22 protein-coding genes are annotated in these 17,767 nt (G+C 49.4%); 18 read left to right on the forward strand and 4 right to left on the reverse strand.

The features are described from left to right. The 7 genes from ACF8PK_RS09655 to rplI all read left to right on the forward strand — a co-directional run. The coding region (locus ACF8PK_RS09655) for an EF-Tu/IF-2/RF-3 family GTPase (protein WP_392441049.1) at nucleotides 1–606 on the forward strand (606 nt) is incomplete at its 5' end. Nucleotides 607–892: 286 nt separating this feature from the next. Next, nucleotides 893–1,081: a (2Fe-2S)-binding protein gene (locus tag ACF8PK_RS09660; RefSeq protein WP_004723747.1), complete on the forward strand. Its 189-nt coding sequence runs from the start codon at nucleotides 893–895 to the stop codon at nucleotides 1,079–1,081. A 69-nt stretch (nucleotides 1,082–1,150) separates the two neighbouring features. After that, a complete protein-coding gene (gene bfr / locus ACF8PK_RS09665; RefSeq protein WP_004723745.1) occupies nucleotides 1,151–1,627 on the forward strand; it encodes a bacterioferritin in 477 nt (158 codons plus the stop codon). A 197-nt stretch (nucleotides 1,628–1,824) separates the two neighbouring features. Next, nucleotides 1,825–2,193 carry a 30S ribosomal protein S6 gene (gene rpsF / locus ACF8PK_RS09670; RefSeq protein ID WP_004723737.1) on the forward strand — a complete coding sequence of 123 codons (369 nt, stop codon included), beginning with the start codon at nucleotides 1,825–1,827 and terminating at the stop codon, nucleotides 2,191–2,193. Between the two features lie 8 nt (nucleotides 2,194–2,201). Next, nucleotides 2,202–2,504 (forward strand): primosomal replication protein N, encoded by a 303-nt coding sequence (gene priB / locus ACF8PK_RS09675; RefSeq protein ID WP_086027247.1) that lies wholly within the window; start codon nucleotides 2,202–2,204, stop codon nucleotides 2,502–2,504. 15 nt (nucleotides 2,505–2,519) lie between these two features. Next, on the forward strand, nucleotides 2,520–2,747 hold the full coding sequence (gene rpsR / locus ACF8PK_RS09680; RefSeq protein ID WP_000090472.1) for a 30S ribosomal protein S18: 228 nt from the start codon (nucleotides 2,520–2,522) through the stop codon (nucleotides 2,745–2,747). A 33-nt stretch (nucleotides 2,748–2,780) separates the two neighbouring features. After that, nucleotides 2,781–3,230: a 50S ribosomal protein L9 gene (gene rplI / locus ACF8PK_RS09685; protein ID WP_004723735.1), complete on the forward strand. Its 450-nt coding sequence runs from the start codon at nucleotides 2,781–2,783 to the stop codon at nucleotides 3,228–3,230. A 77-nt stretch (nucleotides 3,231–3,307) separates the two neighbouring features. Here the strand turns inward: rplI and ACF8PK_RS09690 are convergent, their stop codons facing one another. Then, nucleotides 3,308–4,072 carry a DUF481 domain-containing protein gene (locus ACF8PK_RS09690; protein ID WP_014205883.1) on the reverse strand — a complete coding sequence of 255 codons (765 nt, stop codon included), beginning with the start codon at nucleotides 4,070–4,072 and terminating at the stop codon, nucleotides 3,308–3,310. Between the two features lie 172 nt (nucleotides 4,073–4,244). On the opposite strand from ACF8PK_RS09690, the gene ACF8PK_RS09695 reads away from it, so the two are divergent. Then, the gene (locus ACF8PK_RS09695) at nucleotides 4,245–5,654 is read left to right on the forward strand and encodes a replicative DNA helicase (RefSeq protein ID WP_004723730.1); all 1,410 of its coding nucleotides are present in this window, start codon (nucleotides 4,245–4,247) and stop codon (nucleotides 5,652–5,654) included. A gap of 13 nt (nucleotides 5,655–5,667) precedes the next feature. After that, nucleotides 5,668–6,753, forward strand: a complete 1,086-nt coding sequence (gene alr / locus ACF8PK_RS09700) for an alanine racemase (RefSeq protein ID WP_038150563.1) — start codon at nucleotides 5,668–5,670, stop codon at nucleotides 6,751–6,753. Nucleotides 6,754–6,763: 10 nt separating this feature from the next. Here the strand turns inward: alr and ACF8PK_RS09705 are convergent, their stop codons facing one another. After that, nucleotides 6,764–7,183, reverse strand: coding sequence for a secondary thiamine-phosphate synthase enzyme YjbQ (locus tag ACF8PK_RS09705; RefSeq protein WP_392441056.1), 420 nt, complete (start codon nucleotides 7,181–7,183; stop codon nucleotides 6,764–6,766). A gap of 285 nt (nucleotides 7,184–7,468) precedes the next feature. On the opposite strand from ACF8PK_RS09705, the gene pgi reads away from it, so the two are divergent. Further along, nucleotides 7,469–9,124 (forward strand): glucose-6-phosphate isomerase, encoded by a 1,656-nt coding sequence (gene pgi / locus ACF8PK_RS09710; RefSeq protein WP_055467279.1) that lies wholly within the window; start codon nucleotides 7,469–7,471, stop codon nucleotides 9,122–9,124. Nucleotides 9,125–9,215: 91 nt separating this feature from the next. Here pgi and ACF8PK_RS09715 read toward each other — a convergent pair whose 3' ends face one another. Both ACF8PK_RS09715 and zur read right to left on the reverse strand, forming a co-directional pair. Next, nucleotides 9,216–9,677 (reverse strand): chemotaxis protein CheX, encoded by a 462-nt coding sequence (locus ACF8PK_RS09715; protein WP_004723722.1) that lies wholly within the window; start codon nucleotides 9,675–9,677, stop codon nucleotides 9,216–9,218. Between the two features lie 24 nt (nucleotides 9,678–9,701). After that, entirely contained in the window at nucleotides 9,702–10,151 is a 450-nt protein-coding gene (zur, locus tag ACF8PK_RS09720) for a zinc uptake transcriptional repressor Zur (protein WP_038150561.1), read from the reverse strand. 249 nt (nucleotides 10,152–10,400) lie between these two features. Between zur and dusA the strand changes: the two genes are divergently transcribed. The 8 genes from dusA (at nucleotide 10,401) to ACF8PK_RS09760 (ending at nucleotide 17,733) form a co-directional block, all read left to right on the forward strand. After that, the gene (gene dusA / locus ACF8PK_RS09725) at nucleotides 10,401–11,384 is read left to right on the forward strand and encodes a tRNA dihydrouridine(20/20a) synthase DusA (RefSeq protein ID WP_392441059.1); all 984 of its coding nucleotides are present in this window, start codon (nucleotides 10,401–10,403) and stop codon (nucleotides 11,382–11,384) included. 155 nt (nucleotides 11,385–11,539) lie between these two features. Beyond that, on the forward strand, nucleotides 11,540–11,749 hold the full coding sequence (gene pspG, locus ACF8PK_RS09730) for an envelope stress response protein PspG (protein WP_185962488.1): 210 nt from the start codon (nucleotides 11,540–11,542) through the stop codon (nucleotides 11,747–11,749). Between the two features lie 94 nt (nucleotides 11,750–11,843). Then, a complete protein-coding gene (locus ACF8PK_RS09735) occupies nucleotides 11,844–12,509 on the forward strand; it encodes a TIGR04219 family outer membrane beta-barrel protein (protein WP_004723713.1) in 666 nt (221 codons plus the stop codon). Nucleotides 12,510–12,651: 142 nt separating this feature from the next. Further along, nucleotides 12,652–12,882 (forward strand): hypothetical protein, encoded by a 231-nt coding sequence (locus tag ACF8PK_RS09740; protein ID WP_143680997.1) that lies wholly within the window; start codon nucleotides 12,652–12,654, stop codon nucleotides 12,880–12,882. Between the two features lie 96 nt (nucleotides 12,883–12,978). Further along, nucleotides 12,979–14,832, forward strand: coding sequence for an assimilatory sulfite reductase (NADPH) flavoprotein subunit (locus ACF8PK_RS09745; protein ID WP_392441064.1), 1,854 nt, complete (start codon nucleotides 12,979–12,981; stop codon nucleotides 14,830–14,832). Further along, nucleotides 14,832–16,565, forward strand: coding sequence for an assimilatory sulfite reductase (NADPH) hemoprotein subunit (gene cysI / locus ACF8PK_RS09750; protein WP_158166153.1), 1,734 nt, complete (start codon nucleotides 14,832–14,834; stop codon nucleotides 16,563–16,565). Before ACF8PK_RS09745 ends, cysI begins: the two co-directional genes overlap by 1 nt. Further along, on the forward strand, nucleotides 16,558–17,331 hold the full coding sequence (locus tag ACF8PK_RS09755) for a phosphoadenylyl-sulfate reductase (RefSeq protein ID WP_014205874.1): 774 nt from the start codon (nucleotides 16,558–16,560) through the stop codon (nucleotides 17,329–17,331). Before cysI ends, ACF8PK_RS09755 begins: the two co-directional genes overlap by 8 nt. A gap of 222 nt (nucleotides 17,332–17,553) precedes the next feature. Next, nucleotides 17,554–17,733 (forward strand): hypothetical protein, encoded by a 180-nt coding sequence (locus tag ACF8PK_RS09760; RefSeq protein WP_044364962.1) that lies wholly within the window; start codon nucleotides 17,554–17,556, stop codon nucleotides 17,731–17,733. The last annotated feature ends 34 nt before the right edge of the window (nucleotides 17,734–17,767 follow it).

Below are 17,767 nucleotides of genomic sequence, written 5' to 3' on the forward strand. Positions count from 1 at the left end.
GAAGCACTGGACAACTACATTCCAGAGCCAGAGCGTGCAGTAGACATGCCGTTCCTGATGCCAATCGAAGACGTATTCTCAATCCAAGGTCGTGGTACAGTAGTAACTGGCCGTATCGAGCGCGGTATCCTGAAAGTAGGTGATGAAGTAGCGATCGTAGGTATCCACGACACTACAACAACTACTTGTACTGGTGTAGAAATGTTCCGTAAACTGCTAGACGAAGGTCGTGCAGGTGAGAACGTTGGTGCACTACTACGTGGTACAAAACGTGATGAAGTAGAACGTGGTCAAGTACTAGCGAAACCAGGTTCAATCACTCCACACACCAAGTTCGAATCAGAAGTATACGTACTGTCTAAAGATGAAGGTGGTCGTCACACTCCATTCTTCAAAGGTTACCGTCCACAGTTCTACTTCCGTACAACTGACGTAACAGGCAACATCGAACTGCCAGAAGGCGTAGAGATGGTAATGCCAGGCGACAACATTCAAATGATTGTTGAGCTGATCGCGCCAATCGCAATGGACGAAGGTCTACGCTTCGCAATCCGTGAAGGTGGCCGTACAGTTGGTGCTGGTGTTGTTGCTAAGATCATCGCTTAATCGATAATCTTACTGCGAACCTCGCATGAAAAAAGGGAAGCTTTGGCTTCCCTTTTTGCGTTTTGGTTATAAAAAAATTTTCTAGTCTTCACTGTTTGTCTGTGATCATGTGCCATAAAACAATTGGTTAGCAGTCGTGTATTCAATGCACAGCGTGCTAAGTGATCTTGCCTTGAAAATCCGTGGTTTTGATATAACGAAACGATCTTAATGAAGTTGAAAACCAACTGGTAATAAGAACGATTCCTTTTTATAGTTCAAGGCAACAAGAGAATGAGGTTGCAGTATGTACGTGTGTTTGTGTCACGGTGTGTCAGATAAGAAGATCAAAAAGCTTGCCCTTGAGCAAGGGATCACCGATATCCGCGGCATCAAACGTTGCACCGCACTGGGCTCGCAATGTGGCAAGTGCGTGAAACAGGCTAAAGAAATTCTGAACGAAACCATCGTCGTACAGTACCAACAAGCCAGTTAGGCCAGCGACCTTTTTGACACCTTCTCAATTGGTTCTACAGTTATAAGAGCCAAAGAGGAGGGCTTTGTCATGAAAGGTGATCCAATCATCATCCAACACCTGAATAAAATTCTCGGCAATGAACTGATTGCCATCAATCAATACTTTCTCCATGCGCGCATGTACAAGGATTGGGGGTTAAAACACCTCGCGGATAAGGAATATCACGAATCCATCGATGAGATGAAGCATGCGGATCATTTGATTGAGCGTATCCTGTTTCTCGAAGGCCTGCCTAATTTGCAAGATCTCGGCAAGCTGATGATCGGGGAAGACACCAAAGAAATGCTCGAATGTGACCTCAAACTGGAGCTCGCTGCCATTCCGGACCTTCGTGATGCAATTGCCTATGCCGAAGACATTCGCGACTACGTGTCACGTGACCTCTTTCAGGACATTCTGGAAGATGAAGAAGAGCATGTGGACTGGTTGGAAACTCAGCTTGGTTTGATTGATATGACGGGGATTGAGAATTACCTTCAAGCCCAATTCGTCGACGAAGATTAACCGTTTTTCAGCCAGCGCCACGCCTTGGCACTGGCTGTAAAACGCCGCGTTTCCTGCCTAATATTTCCCTTGCTAATGCTGCTGTCTTTCTGTACTATTCTCGCTCCTTAATTCTCGGTCAAATTTCATTAGTTCCTTGCTTCCTCTGGATGACCGGGCCAACTTGGGAAGCTGAATAATCCGTAAGGAGCAAATAAATGCGTCATTACGAAATCGTATTCATGGTGCACCCAGATCAAAGCGAGCAAGTTGCTGGCATGATCGAGCGTTACACTGGTTCAATCACTGAAGCTGGCGGTAAAGTACACCGTCTAGAAGACTGGGGCCGCCGTCAACTGGCTTACCCAATCAACAAGCTTCACAAAGCTCACTACGTTCTGATGAACGTTGAAGCTGACCAAGCTGTTATCGATGAACTGGAAACTGCTTTCCGTTTCAACGATGCGGTTCTGCGTAACATGATTATGCGTACTAAAGCTGCAATCACTGAACCTTCAATCATGCTGAAAGCTAAAGAAGAGCGTTCTAAGCGTGACGAAGCGAAATTTGAAGCAGACGCTGAGTAATTTCATTGATGACCAATCGAATGGAGTTAAGTGGTTCCATCGCTAAACCTCCGATTCGAAGCCAAAGCCCTTCGGGCATCGAACACTGCCGATTTTGGCTAGAGCATCGCTCTACGGTGATCGAAGCTGACCTACCGCGACAGGTGTATTGCCGAATCCCGGTGGTTGTCAGTGGGCAACGGTCAAAAGCGTTAACTCAAAATTTAGTACAAGGCAGCATCATTCAGGTAAGTGGCTTTTTGGCTTACCAAACCGGCCGAAATGGCGTGGGGAAATTGGTGCTACATGCCGACAACATTATCCAAATTTAGATCAGGAGATAGCCCATGGCTCGTTTCTTCCGTCGTCGTAAATTCTGCCGTTTTACAGCAGAAGGCGTACAAGAGATTGATTACAAAGACGTAGCAACTCTTAAGAACTACATCACTGAAGCTGGCAAAATCGTACCTAGCCGTATCACTGGTACTAGCGCTAAATATCAGCGTCAGCTAGCTCGTGCAATCAAGCGTTCTCGCTACCTAGCTCTACTGCCATACACTGACAAACATCAGTAATTGGCACCGTTTATTAAGAAAGAGGATTAAGCAATGCAAGTTATTCTACTTGATAAAATCGGTAACCTAGGTGGTCTTGGCGATACAGTTAGCGTTAAATCTGGTTACGCTCGTAACTTCCTTATCCCTCAAGGTAAGGCTGTTATGGCAACTAAAGCTAACGTTGAAATGTTTGAAAGCCGTCGTGCTGAGCTAGAAGCACAAGTTGCTGAACACCTAGCAGACGCACAAGCTCGCGCTGACCAAGTTAACGCTCTGGAAGCAGTAGTAATTGCTTCTAAAGCTGGTGACGAAGGTAAACTGTTCGGTTCTATCGGTACTCGTGACATCGCTGACGCTATTACAGCGGCAGGTGTTGCAGTTTCTAAGAGCGAAGTTCGCCTACCTGAAGGCGCTCTGCGCAACACTGGTGAATTCGAAGTTAGCGTTCAACTTCACTCTGAAGTTTTCGCTACTGCGAAAGTACAGGTTGTTGCTGAGTAATTTCAGTATACAGACGAATCAAAAACACCAGCCTCGGCTGGTGTTTTTTTATGTCTGAAGCAACGCAATGAGCGGCTTCAGAAGAGGAAAATCAGGTTCACAGACAAGACGGTGTCCGCCTTGCTCATGCCATCAGGCACACGCGTATGGTACTGACGGGATTGGTTGATCTTCAGTGCGATGTCTTCAGTGATGTTGTTAATCACACTCAGCTCGGAGTCCAAGCGAGTGTTACTTTCACCATTCACCAACGTCAGGTCTGCCGCAAACTTGAGCGACTTCAGCGCTTGCCATTCGGTTTTCAAATTGCTACGAAAAATCGGCTCCTGCACGATGTCTGGAAAGACGACGTCCGTTTTATCGATCTCATCCAAATTCGGCTCTTGATAGCGATAACCTGGGCCCAATTCCACCTCGATCAACAACTGCTCTGTGTGGGTGATTTGATAACCCAAACCGCCAGATAAGGTGTAGTCCTTAAAATAAGCACTGTAACGTGAATCAATGCCTTTAAAGCTGCCGTACAAGTAGGTTTTGGGGCCAAGCTTGTAGTCGGTTTGCAATGCATAGTTCGATTGGCGCTTATTCTCTTTGCCGTTTTTGTCCAACTTATAAAAACGCCATTCCCCGTTGGTCCGGTGACGCCCTTCGATATATTCCCCTTTCAGGCGCGTATTGAGCGATTCTGAATCGGTATTGCCAGTATGCGACTGATAGCCGAACTCAATCTGGCTGTGCCAGTGAGAAGGAATCTTGATGTCCGTATCGCGCTTGGGATCCTCGTTTGCGCAGACGTTATAACTCGTCAGTAGGCCAATACTTAGAAGCCAAACTTTGGACACACTTTACCTCATATACACGGGTTGAATCGTTGCATGATAAGCATCTATGTTGCTAATTGGGTCATGAGACGGTTAATTCTGCCGCTAGCATACACAAACTTTCGTATCATTAATTACAAATTTTGTATTCTCGTTATAATGGACGGTCATTAAAGAGTTACCGAGTGAAGTCATGGCTGATCCCCGAACAGATAACCGAAACCGTAAATCTGCTGATGCGCAGGTCGATGCGATTAAAGTTCCTCCCCATTCCTTAGAAGCTGAACAATCCGTGATTGGCGGCTTGTTGCTGGATAACGAACGCTGGGACACGGTCTCTGAACGTGTATTGACATCAGACTTTTACAGCCGTCCGCACCGCCTGATTTTTGATGGTGTGAAGTCGATTCTGGATGCGGGTAAGCCGCTCGATTTGATCACGCTGTCGGAATTTCTCGAACAACGAGAACAGCTCGAAGACGTGGGTGGCTTTGCTTATCTCGCCGATCTTGCCAAAAATACCCCGAGTGCGGCCAACATCAACGCCTATGCGGAGATCGTGGCTGAACGTGCGCTAGTGCGCAATCTGATTGGTGTGGCGAATGAAATTGCCGATGCGGGTTACGATCCGCAAGGCCGCAGTTCGGAAGACCTGCTCGATCTGGCCGAAAGTAAAGTATTTGCGATTGCAGAAGCGCGCACCAGCGAAAATGAAGGCCCACAGAACGTCGACAACATTCTGGAAAAAACGCTTGAGCGTATCGAGCTACTTTATAAAACGCCGCAGGATGGTGTGACCGGCGTGAATACCGGCTTTACCGACCTCAACAAGAAAACGGCAGGTTTGCAGGGGTCTGATTTGATCATCGTTGCGGCACGTCCATCGATGGGTAAAACCACGTTTGCGATGAACTTGTGTGAAAACGCGGCGATGGAGCAGGAAAAGCCGGTGCTGATCTTCTCGCTGGAGATGCCCGCCGAACAGATCATGATGCGTATGCTGGCTTCGCTCTCTCGTGTTGACCAAACCAAAATTCGTACCGGTCAGCTCGATGACGAGGACTGGGCGCGAATTTCTTCCACCATGGGGATTCTCATGGAGAAGAAGAACATGTACATCGATGACAGCTCTGGCCTGACGCCGACCGACGTGCGCTCACGTGCGCGCCGTATTGCCCGTGAGCATGGCGGTTTGTCGCTTATCATGGTCGACTACCTGCAGCTGATGCGTGTACCGGCGTTGTCGGATAACCGGACGCTGGAAATCGCGGAAATCTCCCGCTCGCTTAAAGCGCTGGCGAAAGAGCTGAATGTGCCCGTGGTGGCACTGTCGCAGTTGAACCGCTCGCTGGAACAACGTGCTGACAAACGCCCGGTTAACTCGGACTTGCGTGAATCCGGCTCTATCGAGCAGGACGCGGACTTGATTATGTTTATCTACCGTGACGAGGTTTACCATCCTGACAGTGCGCTCAAAGGCACCGCCGAGATCATCATCGGTAAACAGCGTAACGGCCCTATCGGTTCTGTACGTCTGACCTTCCAGGGCCAGTTCTCCCGCTTTGATAATTATGCAGGACCGGCATTTGACGACGATGAGTAAAACGATGAATTACATGAAAGCTGCGACGGCCTGTATCAATTTGGACGCGTTACGCCACAATCTGCAGCAGATTAAGCAGCAAGCGCCCAACAGTAAATTAATGGCGGTGGTCAAAGCCAATGGTTACGGCCATGGGTTACGCCATGTGGCCAAGCACGCCGTTGGCGCTGATGCTTTTGGTGTGGCTCGCATTGAAGAAGCGTTGCAACTGCGCGCCAGTGGCGTGGTGAAGCCGATTCTGCTGTTGGAAGGGTTCTACTCGCAGGGGGATTTACCTGTGCTGGTGACCAACAATATTCAAACTGTGCTGCACTGCGAAGAGCAGTTACAGGCACTGGAAAGCGCTGAGCTGGAAACGCCGGTGGTGGTGTGGCTGAAAATCGACAGTGGCATGCACCGTTTAGGCGTGCGTCCAGAGCAATATGCGCAGTTTGTGGCACGGCTTCAAGCATGTAACAACGTGGCGAAACCGCTGCGCTACATGAGCCATTTTGGCTGTGCTGATGAGCTGGATAAATCGACCACCACGGAGCAAATTGAGCTATTTTTATCACTGACCAACGGCTGTGAAGGTGAACGCTCTATGGCAGCATCGGCAGGCTTATTGGCGTGGCCGCAAAGCCAGATGGAATGGGTTCGCCCGGGCATCATCATGTACGGTGTGTCGCCTTTTGCTGAGAAAAACGCGCAGCAACTCGGCTATCAGCCGGTGATGACACTCAAATCGCATTTGATCGCTGTACGCGACGTGAAAGCTGGCGAAAGTGTGGGCTATGGCGCGACTTGGGTCAGCGAGCGCGATACCAAAATTGGCGTCATTGCGATTGGGTACGGCGATGGCTACCCACGCACTGCGCCTAACGGCACACCCGTGGTCGTCAATGGCCGTGTGGTACCGCTTGCCGGTCGCGTGTCCATGGATATGCTTACCGTTGATTTGGGGCCGGATGCGCGTGATAACGTGGGCGATGAAGCCATTTTGTGGGGCAGTGAATTGCCTGTCGAAGAAGTGGCTAGCCACATTGGCACGCTGGGTTATGAGTTGGTGACTAAACTGACCTCCCGCGTTGACATGTCATATTACGGAGCAGGCCGATAGGCCTGCTTTTTTATTCCCCTTGCAGCGTCGCAACCAGGCGGCGTTTGCTACCGTGGTCACGGTGCTCGCCTAAGTAAATGCCTTGCCATGTTCCCAACGCTAAACGACCTTGCGAAATGGGAATCGTCACGCTGGAGCCGAGTAGTGACGCTTTAATGTGGGCGGGCATATCATCATCGCCTTCGTAGGTGTGCACATAATACGGGGCACGCTCGGGGACAAAGTGATTAAAGTGCTGTTCCATGTCCGAGCGGACGGTTGGATCGGCATTTTCATTGAGCGTGAGGCTGGCTGACGTGTGTTGAATAAACAGATGTAGCAAACCGACAGAAATATCAGCTAATTGCGGTAATTGTTGTTCAATTTCATCAGTAATCAAATGAAATCCGCGTGGATATGCACGTAGGTGAATTTGCTGCTGAGCCCACATTTGTCTCTCTCCATAATCTGATTGGCAAACGGCCGGATAAACGCTATGGTTGGCGCCAAGTGATTGCAACACAATTGGGTAAACACTCGGTGTTTACGTGACTTAACTCAATGTGGGGGTACATGAGCTGAGTCATAATTGTGCATTGAAAATTTATTACACTTTGCTCTGCGTCAGGCAGAGAACTTTATCATTTTCTTTTTGCTTAATCGGGGATTCTGCATTCTTGGTGCCAGTGACTAAGATTAGTGGAATAAAATCTACAGTAACATCGGGATAGATACCATGTTGAAAAATATCAATCCAACGCAAACTCAAGCTTGGAAAGCACTGACCGCGCATTTTGAATCCGCGCAGGATATGGACCTCAAAACTCTGTTCGCAGAGGACAGTCAACGTTTTGCTAAATACTCCGCCCGTTTCGGTAACGACATTCTCGTCGACTACTCAAAAAACCTTGTGAACGAAGAAACCATGAAGCATCTATTCGCTCTGGCTGACGAAGCGGATGTGAAAAGTGCGATTCAGGCAATGTTCAGTGGCGAAGCCATCAACCAAACCGAAGGTCGTGCCGTGCTGCACACCGCGCTGCGCAACCGCAGCAATACACCGGTGATGGTTCATGGTGAAGATGTCATGCCTGCGGTGAATGCCGTGCTTGAGAAAATGAAAGCGTTCTCTGAGCGCATTATTGGCGGCGAGTGGAAAGGCTTCACTGGCAAAGCGATCACGGATGTGGTGAACATCGGTATCGGTGGTTCTGACCTCGGTCCTTACATGGTGACAGAAGCGCTGGCGCCATACAAAAACCACCTGACCATGCACTTTGTATCGAACGTCGATGGCACGCACATTGCGGAAACACTGAAGAAAGTGAATCCAGAAACCACGCTGTTCCTGGTGGCTTCAAAAACGTTCACCACGCAAGAAACCATGACCAACGCGCACTCTGCGCGTGACTGGTTCCTTGATACTGCGGGCGATGAAGCGCACGTTGCGAAGCACTTCGCTGCGCTATCTACCAACGCGTCAGCGGTTGCAGAGTTTGGTATTGATACCGACAACATGTTTGAATTCTGGGACTGGGTTGGCGGCCGTTACTCACTGTGGTCCGCGATTGGTCTATCGATCATTCTGTCGATTGGTTTTGACAACTTCGTTGAGTTGCTGAGCGGTGCTCATGAAATGGATAAACATTTCGTTGAAACTCCGTTCGAAAACAACATTCCAATGATCCTGGCGTTGATTGGTATTTGGTACAACAACTTCCACGGCGCAGAATCTGAAGCGATTCTTCCGTACGACCAATACATGCACCGTTTTGCTGCGTACTTCCAACAAGGCAACATGGAATCGAATGGTAAGTACGTTGACCGTGATGGCAACCCAGTGACTTACCAAACTGGCCCAATCATTTGGGGCGAGCCTGGCACCAACGGCCAGCACGCGTTCTACCAGTTGATTCACCAAGGCACCAAACTGATCCCATGTGATTTCATTGCGCCAGCACTGACACACAATGCGGTCAGCGATCACCATCAGAAACTGATGTCGAACTTCTTCGCACAAACAGAAGCGTTGGCCTTTGGTAAATCAGCGGATGTTGTGAAAGCGGAATTGGTGAAATCTGGTAAATCAGAGCAAGAAGTTGCAGCGCTGGTGCCATTCAAAGTGTTTGAAGGGAACCGTCCAACCAACTCTATTTTGGTGAAAGAGATTACGCCACGTTCTCTGGGTAACCTGATCGCGATGTACGAACACAAGATCTTTGTTCAAGGCGTGATTTGGAACATCTTTACCTTTGACCAATGGGGTGTAGAACTGGGCAAACAGCTGGCGAACCAAATTCTGCCTGAACTGGCAGACAGTGCGCAAATCAGCTCTCACGACAGTTCGACCAACGGTCTGATCAACGCATTCAAAGCGTTTCGTGGTGAATGATGAATTGACTCTGAGCCCCGGCTCGGAGTCAGCGCAATAAAAAAAAGCGGATGCCAAGGCATCCGCTTTTTATGAAATCTCACCGAAGCGTTTATTCGAAACAGATCTCGATGAAGGCATTTCCCCATTGAGAAGAAAACGGCATGATGATGATTGAGCCTTCGCATTTGTGACGAATAGTGTGGCCTTTACCAGACACCACCACAGGGGTTGCCATATCAAAATCAAACCCACTCTCTGCCAGAATGCGTTTCGCGCCACCAGTCACCATGTTGGTGATTTCACCCACCATGTCTGTCACTTCTTCGTTTAACCCGTTCGGTCGTTCGCCCAGCATGTTCTGCATAATTTCCAGCGCCAGACTTTCATCGAACGTAATCGACATGGAACCACGGGTCTGTTGACCGACCATACCAATCAGGCCAGACACATCACCGCGAGCAATTTCGTCTTTTTTCAAACGAGGTTTTTGAGGCTTCAATTCAAGAGAAGCCATTGTTTTTAGCACGTTCAGCAAAGACGCTAAAAACGGGTTTACAAATTCAGCGCGCATAACCTTCTTCTATTGTTTCATTCTTTATTTCGAGGAACACGATTGGCACACACCATGCGACTCAATCACGTGGTTGGCAATTTTGAAGCCGTGTTTCTCCGCGTTGTCTGCCAGCAATGCTATCAGGCTATCATCTTGCAATTCAATCACGTTGCCGCACTGGTCGCAAATCAATAGCTGTGAAAAGTGCTTGTGTGCATTACAAGAGCAGCAGGATATAAAGCTATTTGTTGATTCTACCCGGTGAATGAAGCCTTGTTCCATCAGAAAATCCAGCGCTCGGTAAACCGTCGGTGGTTTGGCCTGAGGTTCACTCTGTTTCAGATCTTCTAGCAATTCATAAGCACTCGAGGCTTTTTTGCTCGCACAGATGAGTTCAAACACCCGTTTTCGTTGAGACGTCAGCCTGACACCTCGAGCCGTACATATTTCTTCAATCTGTTTGGTAAGCTTATTGTCCAAATCTATCACCATAACCGTCGGACTTTAGTAATCATATACTATTTCCGGATGAATATCGTTTTGCTCATCAATAAATCTGGTTTGATTCATACACTAACGACGATATTTCCATAGATAAGCGCTAAGTTACCTTATCTTGTCGCGAAACGATACCTCCGAAGAACTGTTGGCGATATAAACAGAAGCGATTACAATGCCAAACTTTCTTTTTGGTCACTCGGTGGCCAAATGCTTTTTGATTGAAATGGGGATGTTGAACCAATGACTCACTCATGCCGGCTTTCTGTGGCGCCGATGCTCGATTGGACAGACCGCCACTGCCGCTATTTCCATCGTTTGCTGTCATCGCAAACCTTGCTTTATACCGAAATGGTAACCACAGGTGCGATCATCCATGGAAAGGGTGACTTCTTGGCGTACAACGAGGAAGAACATCCGCTTGCGTTGCAACTGGGTGGCTCGAACCCCGTCGATCTAGCGCATTGTGCGAAGTTGGCACAGGAGCGCGGGTACGATGAAATCAACCTCAATGTCGGTTGCCCGTCTGATCGCGTGCAAAACGGTCGCTTTGGCGCGTGCCTGATGGCGGAACCTGAGCTGGTTGCGCAGTGTGTCGCGGCCATGAAAGCGGTGGTGGACATTCCGGTCACGGTGAAAACCCGGATTGGTATCGATGATCAGGATTCGTATGAGTTTCTGACCCACTTCGTTACCGTGGTGTCGGAGCAAGGTGGCTGTGAGCAGTTTACCATTCACGCGCGTAAAGCGTGGTTGAGCGGCTTGAGCCCGAAAGAGAACCGCGAGATCCCGCCGCTGGATTACCCACGCGCGTATCAGTTGAAGCAGGATTTCCCGCAGTTGACCATCGCTGTGAATGGTGGCGTGAAATCATTGGCGGAAACCAAAGAACATCTCCAACATCTGGATGGTGTCATGATCGGCCGTGAAGCGTACCAAAGCCCATACTTGCTGGCCGAAGTTGATCAGCAGATCTTTGGTCTGGATACGCCAGTGAAGAAGCGTTCTCAGGTGGTGCAAGAGATGTATCCGTACATTGAGCAACAACTGGCACAGGGCAGTTATTTAGGACATATCACGCGTCACATGCTGGGGTTGTTCCAAAATATGCCGGGCGCGCGTCAATGGCGTCGTCACATCAGTGAAAACGCGCATAAAGCGGGCGCGGGGATTGAAGTGGTCGAGCAGGCGCTGGCCAAAATTCCGTATCAAGAGCTGGATGTGTAAATTTCACCAACTGTTGGTGACTTTAACCAGTTAGATGAGGTCGTGGACGTTTATTCGCCACGGCCTTTTTATTTACTTCAGCTAAATCAGTTAATTAGCCTAGCGTTCTCGGTTGGCGCGAAACGTGCAATAACACCAAGAAAAGGAGAACGATGATGGTAGAGCTGATTTTTATTTTGGTATTTGTGGCCAGCTTGTTGGTGACGGGGTTGACCGTCTTCGGCACACTGTTAGCCATCGCTGTGGCGTTTGGTGTGTTGATGTTGCTGAGCCTGCTTGGTTTTGCGCTCAAACTGCTGCCTTGGCTGATTGTGATTGCGCTAGGCGTATGGGTGTATCGTCACTATCAGCAAATTCCACGTTAAGAATGGTTTGGCCATCTCAACATGGTCTGTGCCTGTGCTACTATGCCGACCCAAAAGATGACATATACTTAGCACTTTGACAGGAGCAATGACCATGAATAAGCCAGCCATGGCGATACTGACAACCGCGTTATTATCGCTTTCTGCCACGGCGTGGTGTGACGACACGGCTTATGACGTCAAACTGGGCGCAGCGATGTGGTGGGGCAGTACCAAGGTTGATGAAGTGCGCCATGAAACGGATCAAGCGCCTGCATTTCAGGCCGCGCTCGACCACCAATTGCGTTACCTGCCGAACTTCAGCGTTCGTTACACGAGTGTCGATGCTAATTACGCCGCATTCGATAAACTCGATTACACCTTCTATTACAACTTACTGCATCATGAGTGGATGAATTTTGATGCCGGGGTGACGGTCACGCAATATCGCAGTTCTCATTACCGTGCTCAGGATGACAAAACGTACGACTTTAACGACACCACGTTTAACTGGTATGCCGCCGCGGAGCTTTCGATCCCAGAGACCAACTTTGACATCATCGGCCAGTTTGATGTCGGCAATAACAGTGGCATGAAAAGTTCGGATGTAACCGCGGGCGTACAATATCGTTTGCCAGTGAAAGACGGGGAATGGGCACTCAAAGGCGGATACCGTGTGATTGACCTTGAGTTTGATGACTTGGCCACGCAGTCACCAGACACTGGAACCTCTTATGTATTTGTTGATGGCTGGTTCCTCGGCGCTGACTTCCGCTTTTAAATCATCCCGATGTTGTCCTCACGCCACCGTCTCTTGGTGGCGTTTTTGTTGTGCTAACGACAATCTCATCAGCAGAATTCGCAATCCGCTCGAAATAGACCATGCTTAATAGGATGGAACGGCAATATGAGTGAGAGTGGCGATGACGATCACGGAACTGAGAAACCTTTACCGCGAGAACCAGCTTGTAGAAGCCATAATTGAGCCTTCTTCAGAAGAAGGCGCATGGATAGTGGAATTTCGTCACCAACGCGGCGGATTTGTCCTGCTGACCGGCATCAATGGCGAGGAGTGCCATTACATCGATCTCGACCAAGCTTCTAAATCGGCGATGGCGGTGGGATTTAAGCAGGTGAGAGTGGAATCCAAGTGAGTTCAAATTTTACCCGCCTTACTTCCAAAAAGTTATAAAACATGCTCATCTATTCTTTCTTGTTATTAAGAGGAGTGGTTAATCTATCGTCACGCAATGAATAAGGAAGTCGTGACAATGTCTTCAGGAAACACCATACCAAAAGAGCTCGCTGGGCTTGCCAGCCCACTTAACGACTCGCAGCTCAATCAGCTGCAACAAACGATTTCACAACTCTCACCTCAGCAAATGGCTTGGGTGAGCGGTTATTTCTGGGGGCTCAGCCAGTCTCAGACGCTGGGGGCTTCAGCACCTTTGACTCAGGCGGCAGCGCTGACTGCGGCAAAACCTGCCGGTAAGTTGACCATTATCTTTGCTTCGCAAACTGGGAATGCGAAAGGTGTGGCTGAAGCGTTGGAACAAGACGCCCAAGCGGCGGGTATTGCCGTGCAGCTGTTTGATGCCAGCGATTACAAAGGCAAAGATCTGGCGAAAGAAACGCACGTGATCGTCGTGGCTTCAACCAATGGTGAAGGCGAAGCGCCGGACAATGCGTTGGCGCTGCACGAATTCCTGCAATCGAAAAAAGCCCCGAAATTACCCAACCTGCAATATGGCGTGATTGGCCTGGGCGACTCGAGTTACGAGTTCTTCTGCCAAACAGGCAAAGATTTCGATACGTTCCTTGAAAAACTGGGTGCGAAGCGCTTTATCGATCGCGTGGATTGCGATGTGGATTACGATGTCCCTGCCGCAGAATGGCGTGCGAAAGCGTTAGCCAGCGTCAAAGAAGCATTGGCAAGCAGCCAAGCGGAAGTGGTTCAGTTGCCTGTCGGTCAAGCCACGACGTCCCATTCTCAATACAACAAACAAAATCCATATACCGCCACGTTGTTGACCAGCCAGAAAATCACGGGCCGTGATTCAGGCAAAGATGTACGTCATATCGAAATCGATCTGGCGGACTCGGGGCTGACGTATCAACCGGGTGACGCGTTGGGCGTCTGGTATGAGAACAGTGCAGAACTGGCGAATGCGGTTCTGGCGGCGGCAGGGTTGTCGGGTGTCGAAAGTGTTGAAGTTGATGGTGAAAGCCTTTCTTTACATAGCGCGCTAGTGAGCAAATACGAGATCACTGGTTCGAACCCGCAGTTTGTCACCAAGTTTGCTGAGCTGTCAGGTAGCAAGAAACTACAAAAGCTGGTGGAAGACAAAGACAAGCTGCGTGAATACGCGGCCAATACTCAAATTGTCGATGTCCTAAAAGAAAAGAAAACCAAGCTCTCGGCGGAACAATTGATTGCTCTGCTGCGTCGTCTCACGCCACGTCTGTACTCTATTGCGTCCAGCCAGTCGGAAGTGGATGAAGAAGTGCACTTGACGGTTGGTATCGTGGAATACGATGTGGATGGCGATGTTCGCCAAGGCGGGGCGTCCAGCTTCTTGGGTCAACGCCTAGAAGAAGGCGAGTCCGTGAAAGTGTTCATCGAGCACAACAACAACTTCAAATTGCCGCAAGATGATGCAACGCCAGTGATCATGATTGGCCCGGGGACCGGTATCGCACCATTCCGCAGCTTTGTTCAAGAGCGGGATAACCGCGGAGCGGAGGGTAAGAGCTGGTTGTTCTTTGGTGACCGTACCTTCACTCAAGATTTCCTCTATCAAGTGGAATGGCAGAAATACCTGAAATCAGGTGCGCTGACGCGCTTGGACGTCGCCTTCAGCCGTGACCAACATGAGAAAGTGTACGTTCAACACCGTGTGTTGGAACAAGCGGAGCAGGTATGGCAATGGTTGCAAGATGGCGCCTACGTTTACATCTGTGGTGATGCGACACGCATGGCGAAAGATGTCCATGAAGCGCTGATCGTCGTCGGGCAGCAACAGGGCGGCCTGTCACGTGAAAAAGCAGAAGAATATTTCAATGAGCTTCGTAAAGCGAAACGTTACCAGAGGGATGTGTACTAATGAGCACCAAGATTGAAAACAACGTACAGGAAGTCCTTGGCGAAGTGCTCGGCTCGCTTTCTGATAATGAACGCCTCAAACGCGAAAGTAATTTCCTGCGTGGCACGATCGAACACGATCTGCAAGATCGCATCACGGGTGGATTCACGGCTGATAACTTCCAGCTGATCCGCTTCCACGGCATGTATCAGCAAGATGACCGTGACATTCGTAACGAACGTACCAAACAAAAACTGGAGCCGCTGCACAACGTGATGCTGCGTGCTCGTATGCCAGGCGGCATCATCCAACCCAAACAATGGCTGGCGATCGACAAGTTTGCGACCGAACACTCGCTGTATGGCAGTATTCGTCTGACGACCCGCCAGACGTTTCAGTTCCATGGCGTTCTGAAACCGAATATTAAACTGATGCACCAGACGCTCAATAGCATCGGCATCGACTCGATTGCGACGGCAGGCGACGTCAACCGTAACGTGTTGTGTACTTCAAACCCGGTGGAATCTGAGCTGCACCAAGAAGCGTACGAGTGGGCGAAGAAAATCAGTGAGCATTTGCTGCCGAAAACGCGCGCTTATGCAGAAATTTGGTTGGATGGCGAAAAAGTCGAAACCACCGACGAAGAACCGATTCTGGGCAGCAACTATCTGCCACGTAAATTCAAAACCACGGTGGTGATCCCACCGCATAACGATATTGATGTGCATGCGAACGATTTGAACTTCGTGGCGATTGCAGACAACGGCAAGCTGATTGGCTTTAACGTGCTGGTGGGTGGTGGTCTGGCGATGACCCATGGTGATACCTCGACATACCCACGTCGCGCGGATGACTTTGGTTTTATTCCGCTGGAGAAAACGTTAGATGTGGCGGCTGCTGTGGTGACGACACAGCGCGATTGGGGTAACCGTTCAAACCGTAAGAACGCGAAAACCAAATACACGCTGGATCGTGTTGGCGTGGATGTCTTTAAAGCGGAAGTCGAAAAACGTGCAGGCGTGACGTTCGGCGATAGCCGTCCATACGAGTTCACCGAACGCGGCGATCGCATCGGTTGGGTAGAAGGCATCGATGGGAAGCATCACCTGACGCTGTTCATTGAAAACGGTCGTCTATTAGATTTCCCTGGCAAGCCACTGAAAACCGGTGTGGCGGAAATCGCGAAGATTCACCAGGGCGATTTCCGGATGACGGCAAACCAAAACTTGATTGTTGCTGGTGTCCCGGCCGACCAAAAAGCTGAGATTGAAGCATTGGCAGTGTCCCATGGTTTGATGGACAGCAGTGTCAGCGAACAGCGTAAGAATTCGATGGCGTGTGTGGCGTTTCCCACCTGTCCATTGGCGATGGCTGAAGCTGAACGCTTCCTGCCGGAGTTTGTCACTCAGGTCGAAGGTATTCTGGAAAAACACGCGCTGCCAAAAGAAGACAACATCATCCTGCGTGTTACCGGCTGTCCAAACGGATGTGGCCGTGCGATGCTGGCTGAAATCGGTTTAGTCGGGAAAGCGCCTGGCCGTTACAACCTGCACCTCGGTGGTAACCGCGCGGGAACTCGTGTGCCGAAGATGTATAAAGAGAACATTACCGATAAACAGATCCTCGACGAAATCGATACGCTGGTGGGCCGTTGGGCGACAGAGCGTGAGGTTGGGGAAGGGTTTGGTGATTTCACGATTCGTACCGGCATCATTCAAGAAGTGATTGTGTCAAAGAGGGATTTTTATGCCTGAGATCGTCGCGACTCCGAATTTGGCGGAGTTGTTAACGCTCACCAAGGCGGAGCAGGCGCTCCACTTGGCCGAGGTTAACGCATATTTAGAAACGCTCACGGCGCAAGAACGTGTCGTTTGGGCGCTGGAACATTTGCCGGGTACGCATGCCGTCTCTTCTAGCTTCGGTATTCAGGCGGCGGTAATGCTGCATTTGGTGACGTCTGTGAACAAAGACGTCCCGGTGGTCCTGACCGACACGGGCTATCTGTTTCCGGAAACCTACCAGTTTATTGACCAACTGACGGAGCGTTTGGATCTGAATCTCAAGATCTACACCGCAGAGATGTCGTCCGCGTGGCAGGAAGCTCGCTTTGGTAAATTGTGGGAACAGGGCGTGACGGGGATTGAACAATACAATCGCATCAATAAAGTGGAACCGATGCGCCGCGCGCTGCATGAACTTAATGTTGGCACTTGGTTTTCGGGCTTACGTCGTGAGCAATCGAAGTCACGGGCGACCTTACCGATTTTGGCGGTTCAAAATGGCGTCTTCAAATTCCTTCCGGTGATCGATTGGACCAATAAAGATGTCCACTATTACTTGAAAGACAACGATCTGCCATATCACCCACTTTGGGACCAAGGCTATCTGTCAGTCGGCGATACGCATACGACCCGTAAGTGGGAACCGGGCATGAGTGAAGAAGAAACACGATTCTTTGGTTTGAAGCGAGAATGTGGGCTGCATGAAGAATCTCCTGAGCAAGATGGCTCTGGTATTTAATCTGCCTAATATAGAAAAAGCCGCGTTAGCGGCTTTTTCTATATATAAGTGATGTAGATTCGCCGCGATCAAAGGGCTAAAAAGAATAACTCTGTGGATAAGTTGTACGTATCGTTGGGGTAAAATTGGATAAATAAGGCTTTGAGCGTTAATTCATCACTTAAGCGTTATTTTTTCATTTTTTCATAAAAAGTACTTGCCAGTGTGATTCGGATCTCTATAATGCCACCTCGTCGACAGGGCAAGGGCTCACAAGGGTTCAAAGCTAGTCAGACAGGCCAGAAAGAAAAACGAAATGATTTGAAAAAAGTGTTTGACACTGAAGATTATCTCGCTAGAATGGCCGCCTCTTCCACGGTGACTCAGTCGCTGAAGCAGGAAGAAAGCTCTTTAACAATATAAACCTATCAATCTGTGTGGGCACTCGTTGATGATA

This window comes from Vibrio sp. CJQ_6 (assembly GCF_043106745.1).
Classification (GTDB): domain Bacteria; phylum Pseudomonadota; class Gammaproteobacteria; order Enterobacterales; family Vibrionaceae; genus Vibrio; species Vibrio furnissii.

Bases quoted from the DNA above. Each gene is read 5' to 3' on its own strand.
- pspG (WP_185962488.1), top strand. From the start codon at position 11,540: ATGGTAGAGCTGATTTTTATTTTGGTATTTGTGGCCAGCTTGTTGGTG.
- cysI (WP_158166153.1), top strand. From the start codon at position 14,832: ATGAGCACCAAGATTGAAAACAACGTACAGGAAGTCCTTGGCGAAGTG.
- ACF8PK_RS09745 (WP_392441064.1), top strand. From the start codon at position 12,979: ATGAATAAGGAAGTCGTGACAATGTCTTCAGGAAACACCATACCAAAA.
- priB (WP_086027247.1), top strand. From the start codon at position 2,202: ATGACCAATCGAATGGAGTTAAGTGGTTCCATCGCTAAACCTCCGATT.
- ACF8PK_RS09715 (WP_004723722.1), bottom strand. From the start codon at position 9,677: ATGCGCGCTGAATTTGTAAACCCGTTTTTAGCGTCTTTGCTGAACGTG.
- rpsR (WP_000090472.1), top strand. From the start codon at position 2,520: ATGGCTCGTTTCTTCCGTCGTCGTAAATTCTGCCGTTTTACAGCAGAA.
- ACF8PK_RS09760 (WP_044364962.1), top strand. From the start codon at position 17,554: ATGCCACCTCGTCGACAGGGCAAGGGCTCACAAGGGTTCAAAGCTAGT.
- bfr (WP_004723745.1), top strand. From the start codon at position 1,151: ATGAAAGGTGATCCAATCATCATCCAACACCTGAATAAAATTCTCGGC.
- alr (WP_038150563.1), top strand. From the start codon at position 5,668: ATGAAAGCTGCGACGGCCTGTATCAATTTGGACGCGTTACGCCACAAT.
- rpsF (WP_004723737.1), top strand. From the start codon at position 1,825: ATGCGTCATTACGAAATCGTATTCATGGTGCACCCAGATCAAAGCGAG.
- ACF8PK_RS09740 (WP_143680997.1), top strand. From the start codon at position 12,652: ATGACGATCACGGAACTGAGAAACCTTTACCGCGAGAACCAGCTTGTA.
- rplI (WP_004723735.1), top strand. From the start codon at position 2,781: ATGCAAGTTATTCTACTTGATAAAATCGGTAACCTAGGTGGTCTTGGC.
- ACF8PK_RS09755 (WP_014205874.1), top strand. From the start codon at position 16,558: ATGCCTGAGATCGTCGCGACTCCGAATTTGGCGGAGTTGTTAACGCTC.
- zur (WP_038150561.1), bottom strand. From the start codon at position 10,151: ATGGTGATAGATTTGGACAATAAGCTTACCAAACAGATTGAAGAAATA.
- ACF8PK_RS09705 (WP_392441056.1), bottom strand. From the start codon at position 7,183: ATGTGGGCTCAGCAGCAAATTCACCTACGTGCATATCCACGCGGATTT.
- ACF8PK_RS09735 (WP_004723713.1), top strand. From the start codon at position 11,844: ATGAATAAGCCAGCCATGGCGATACTGACAACCGCGTTATTATCGCTT.
- ACF8PK_RS09660 (WP_004723747.1), top strand. From the start codon at position 893: ATGTACGTGTGTTTGTGTCACGGTGTGTCAGATAAGAAGATCAAAAAG.
- pgi (WP_055467279.1), top strand. From the start codon at position 7,469: ATGTTGAAAAATATCAATCCAACGCAAACTCAAGCTTGGAAAGCACTG.
- dusA (WP_392441059.1), top strand. From the start codon at position 10,401: ATGACTCACTCATGCCGGCTTTCTGTGGCGCCGATGCTCGATTGGACA.
- ACF8PK_RS09695 (WP_004723730.1), top strand. From the start codon at position 4,245: ATGGCTGATCCCCGAACAGATAACCGAAACCGTAAATCTGCTGATGCG.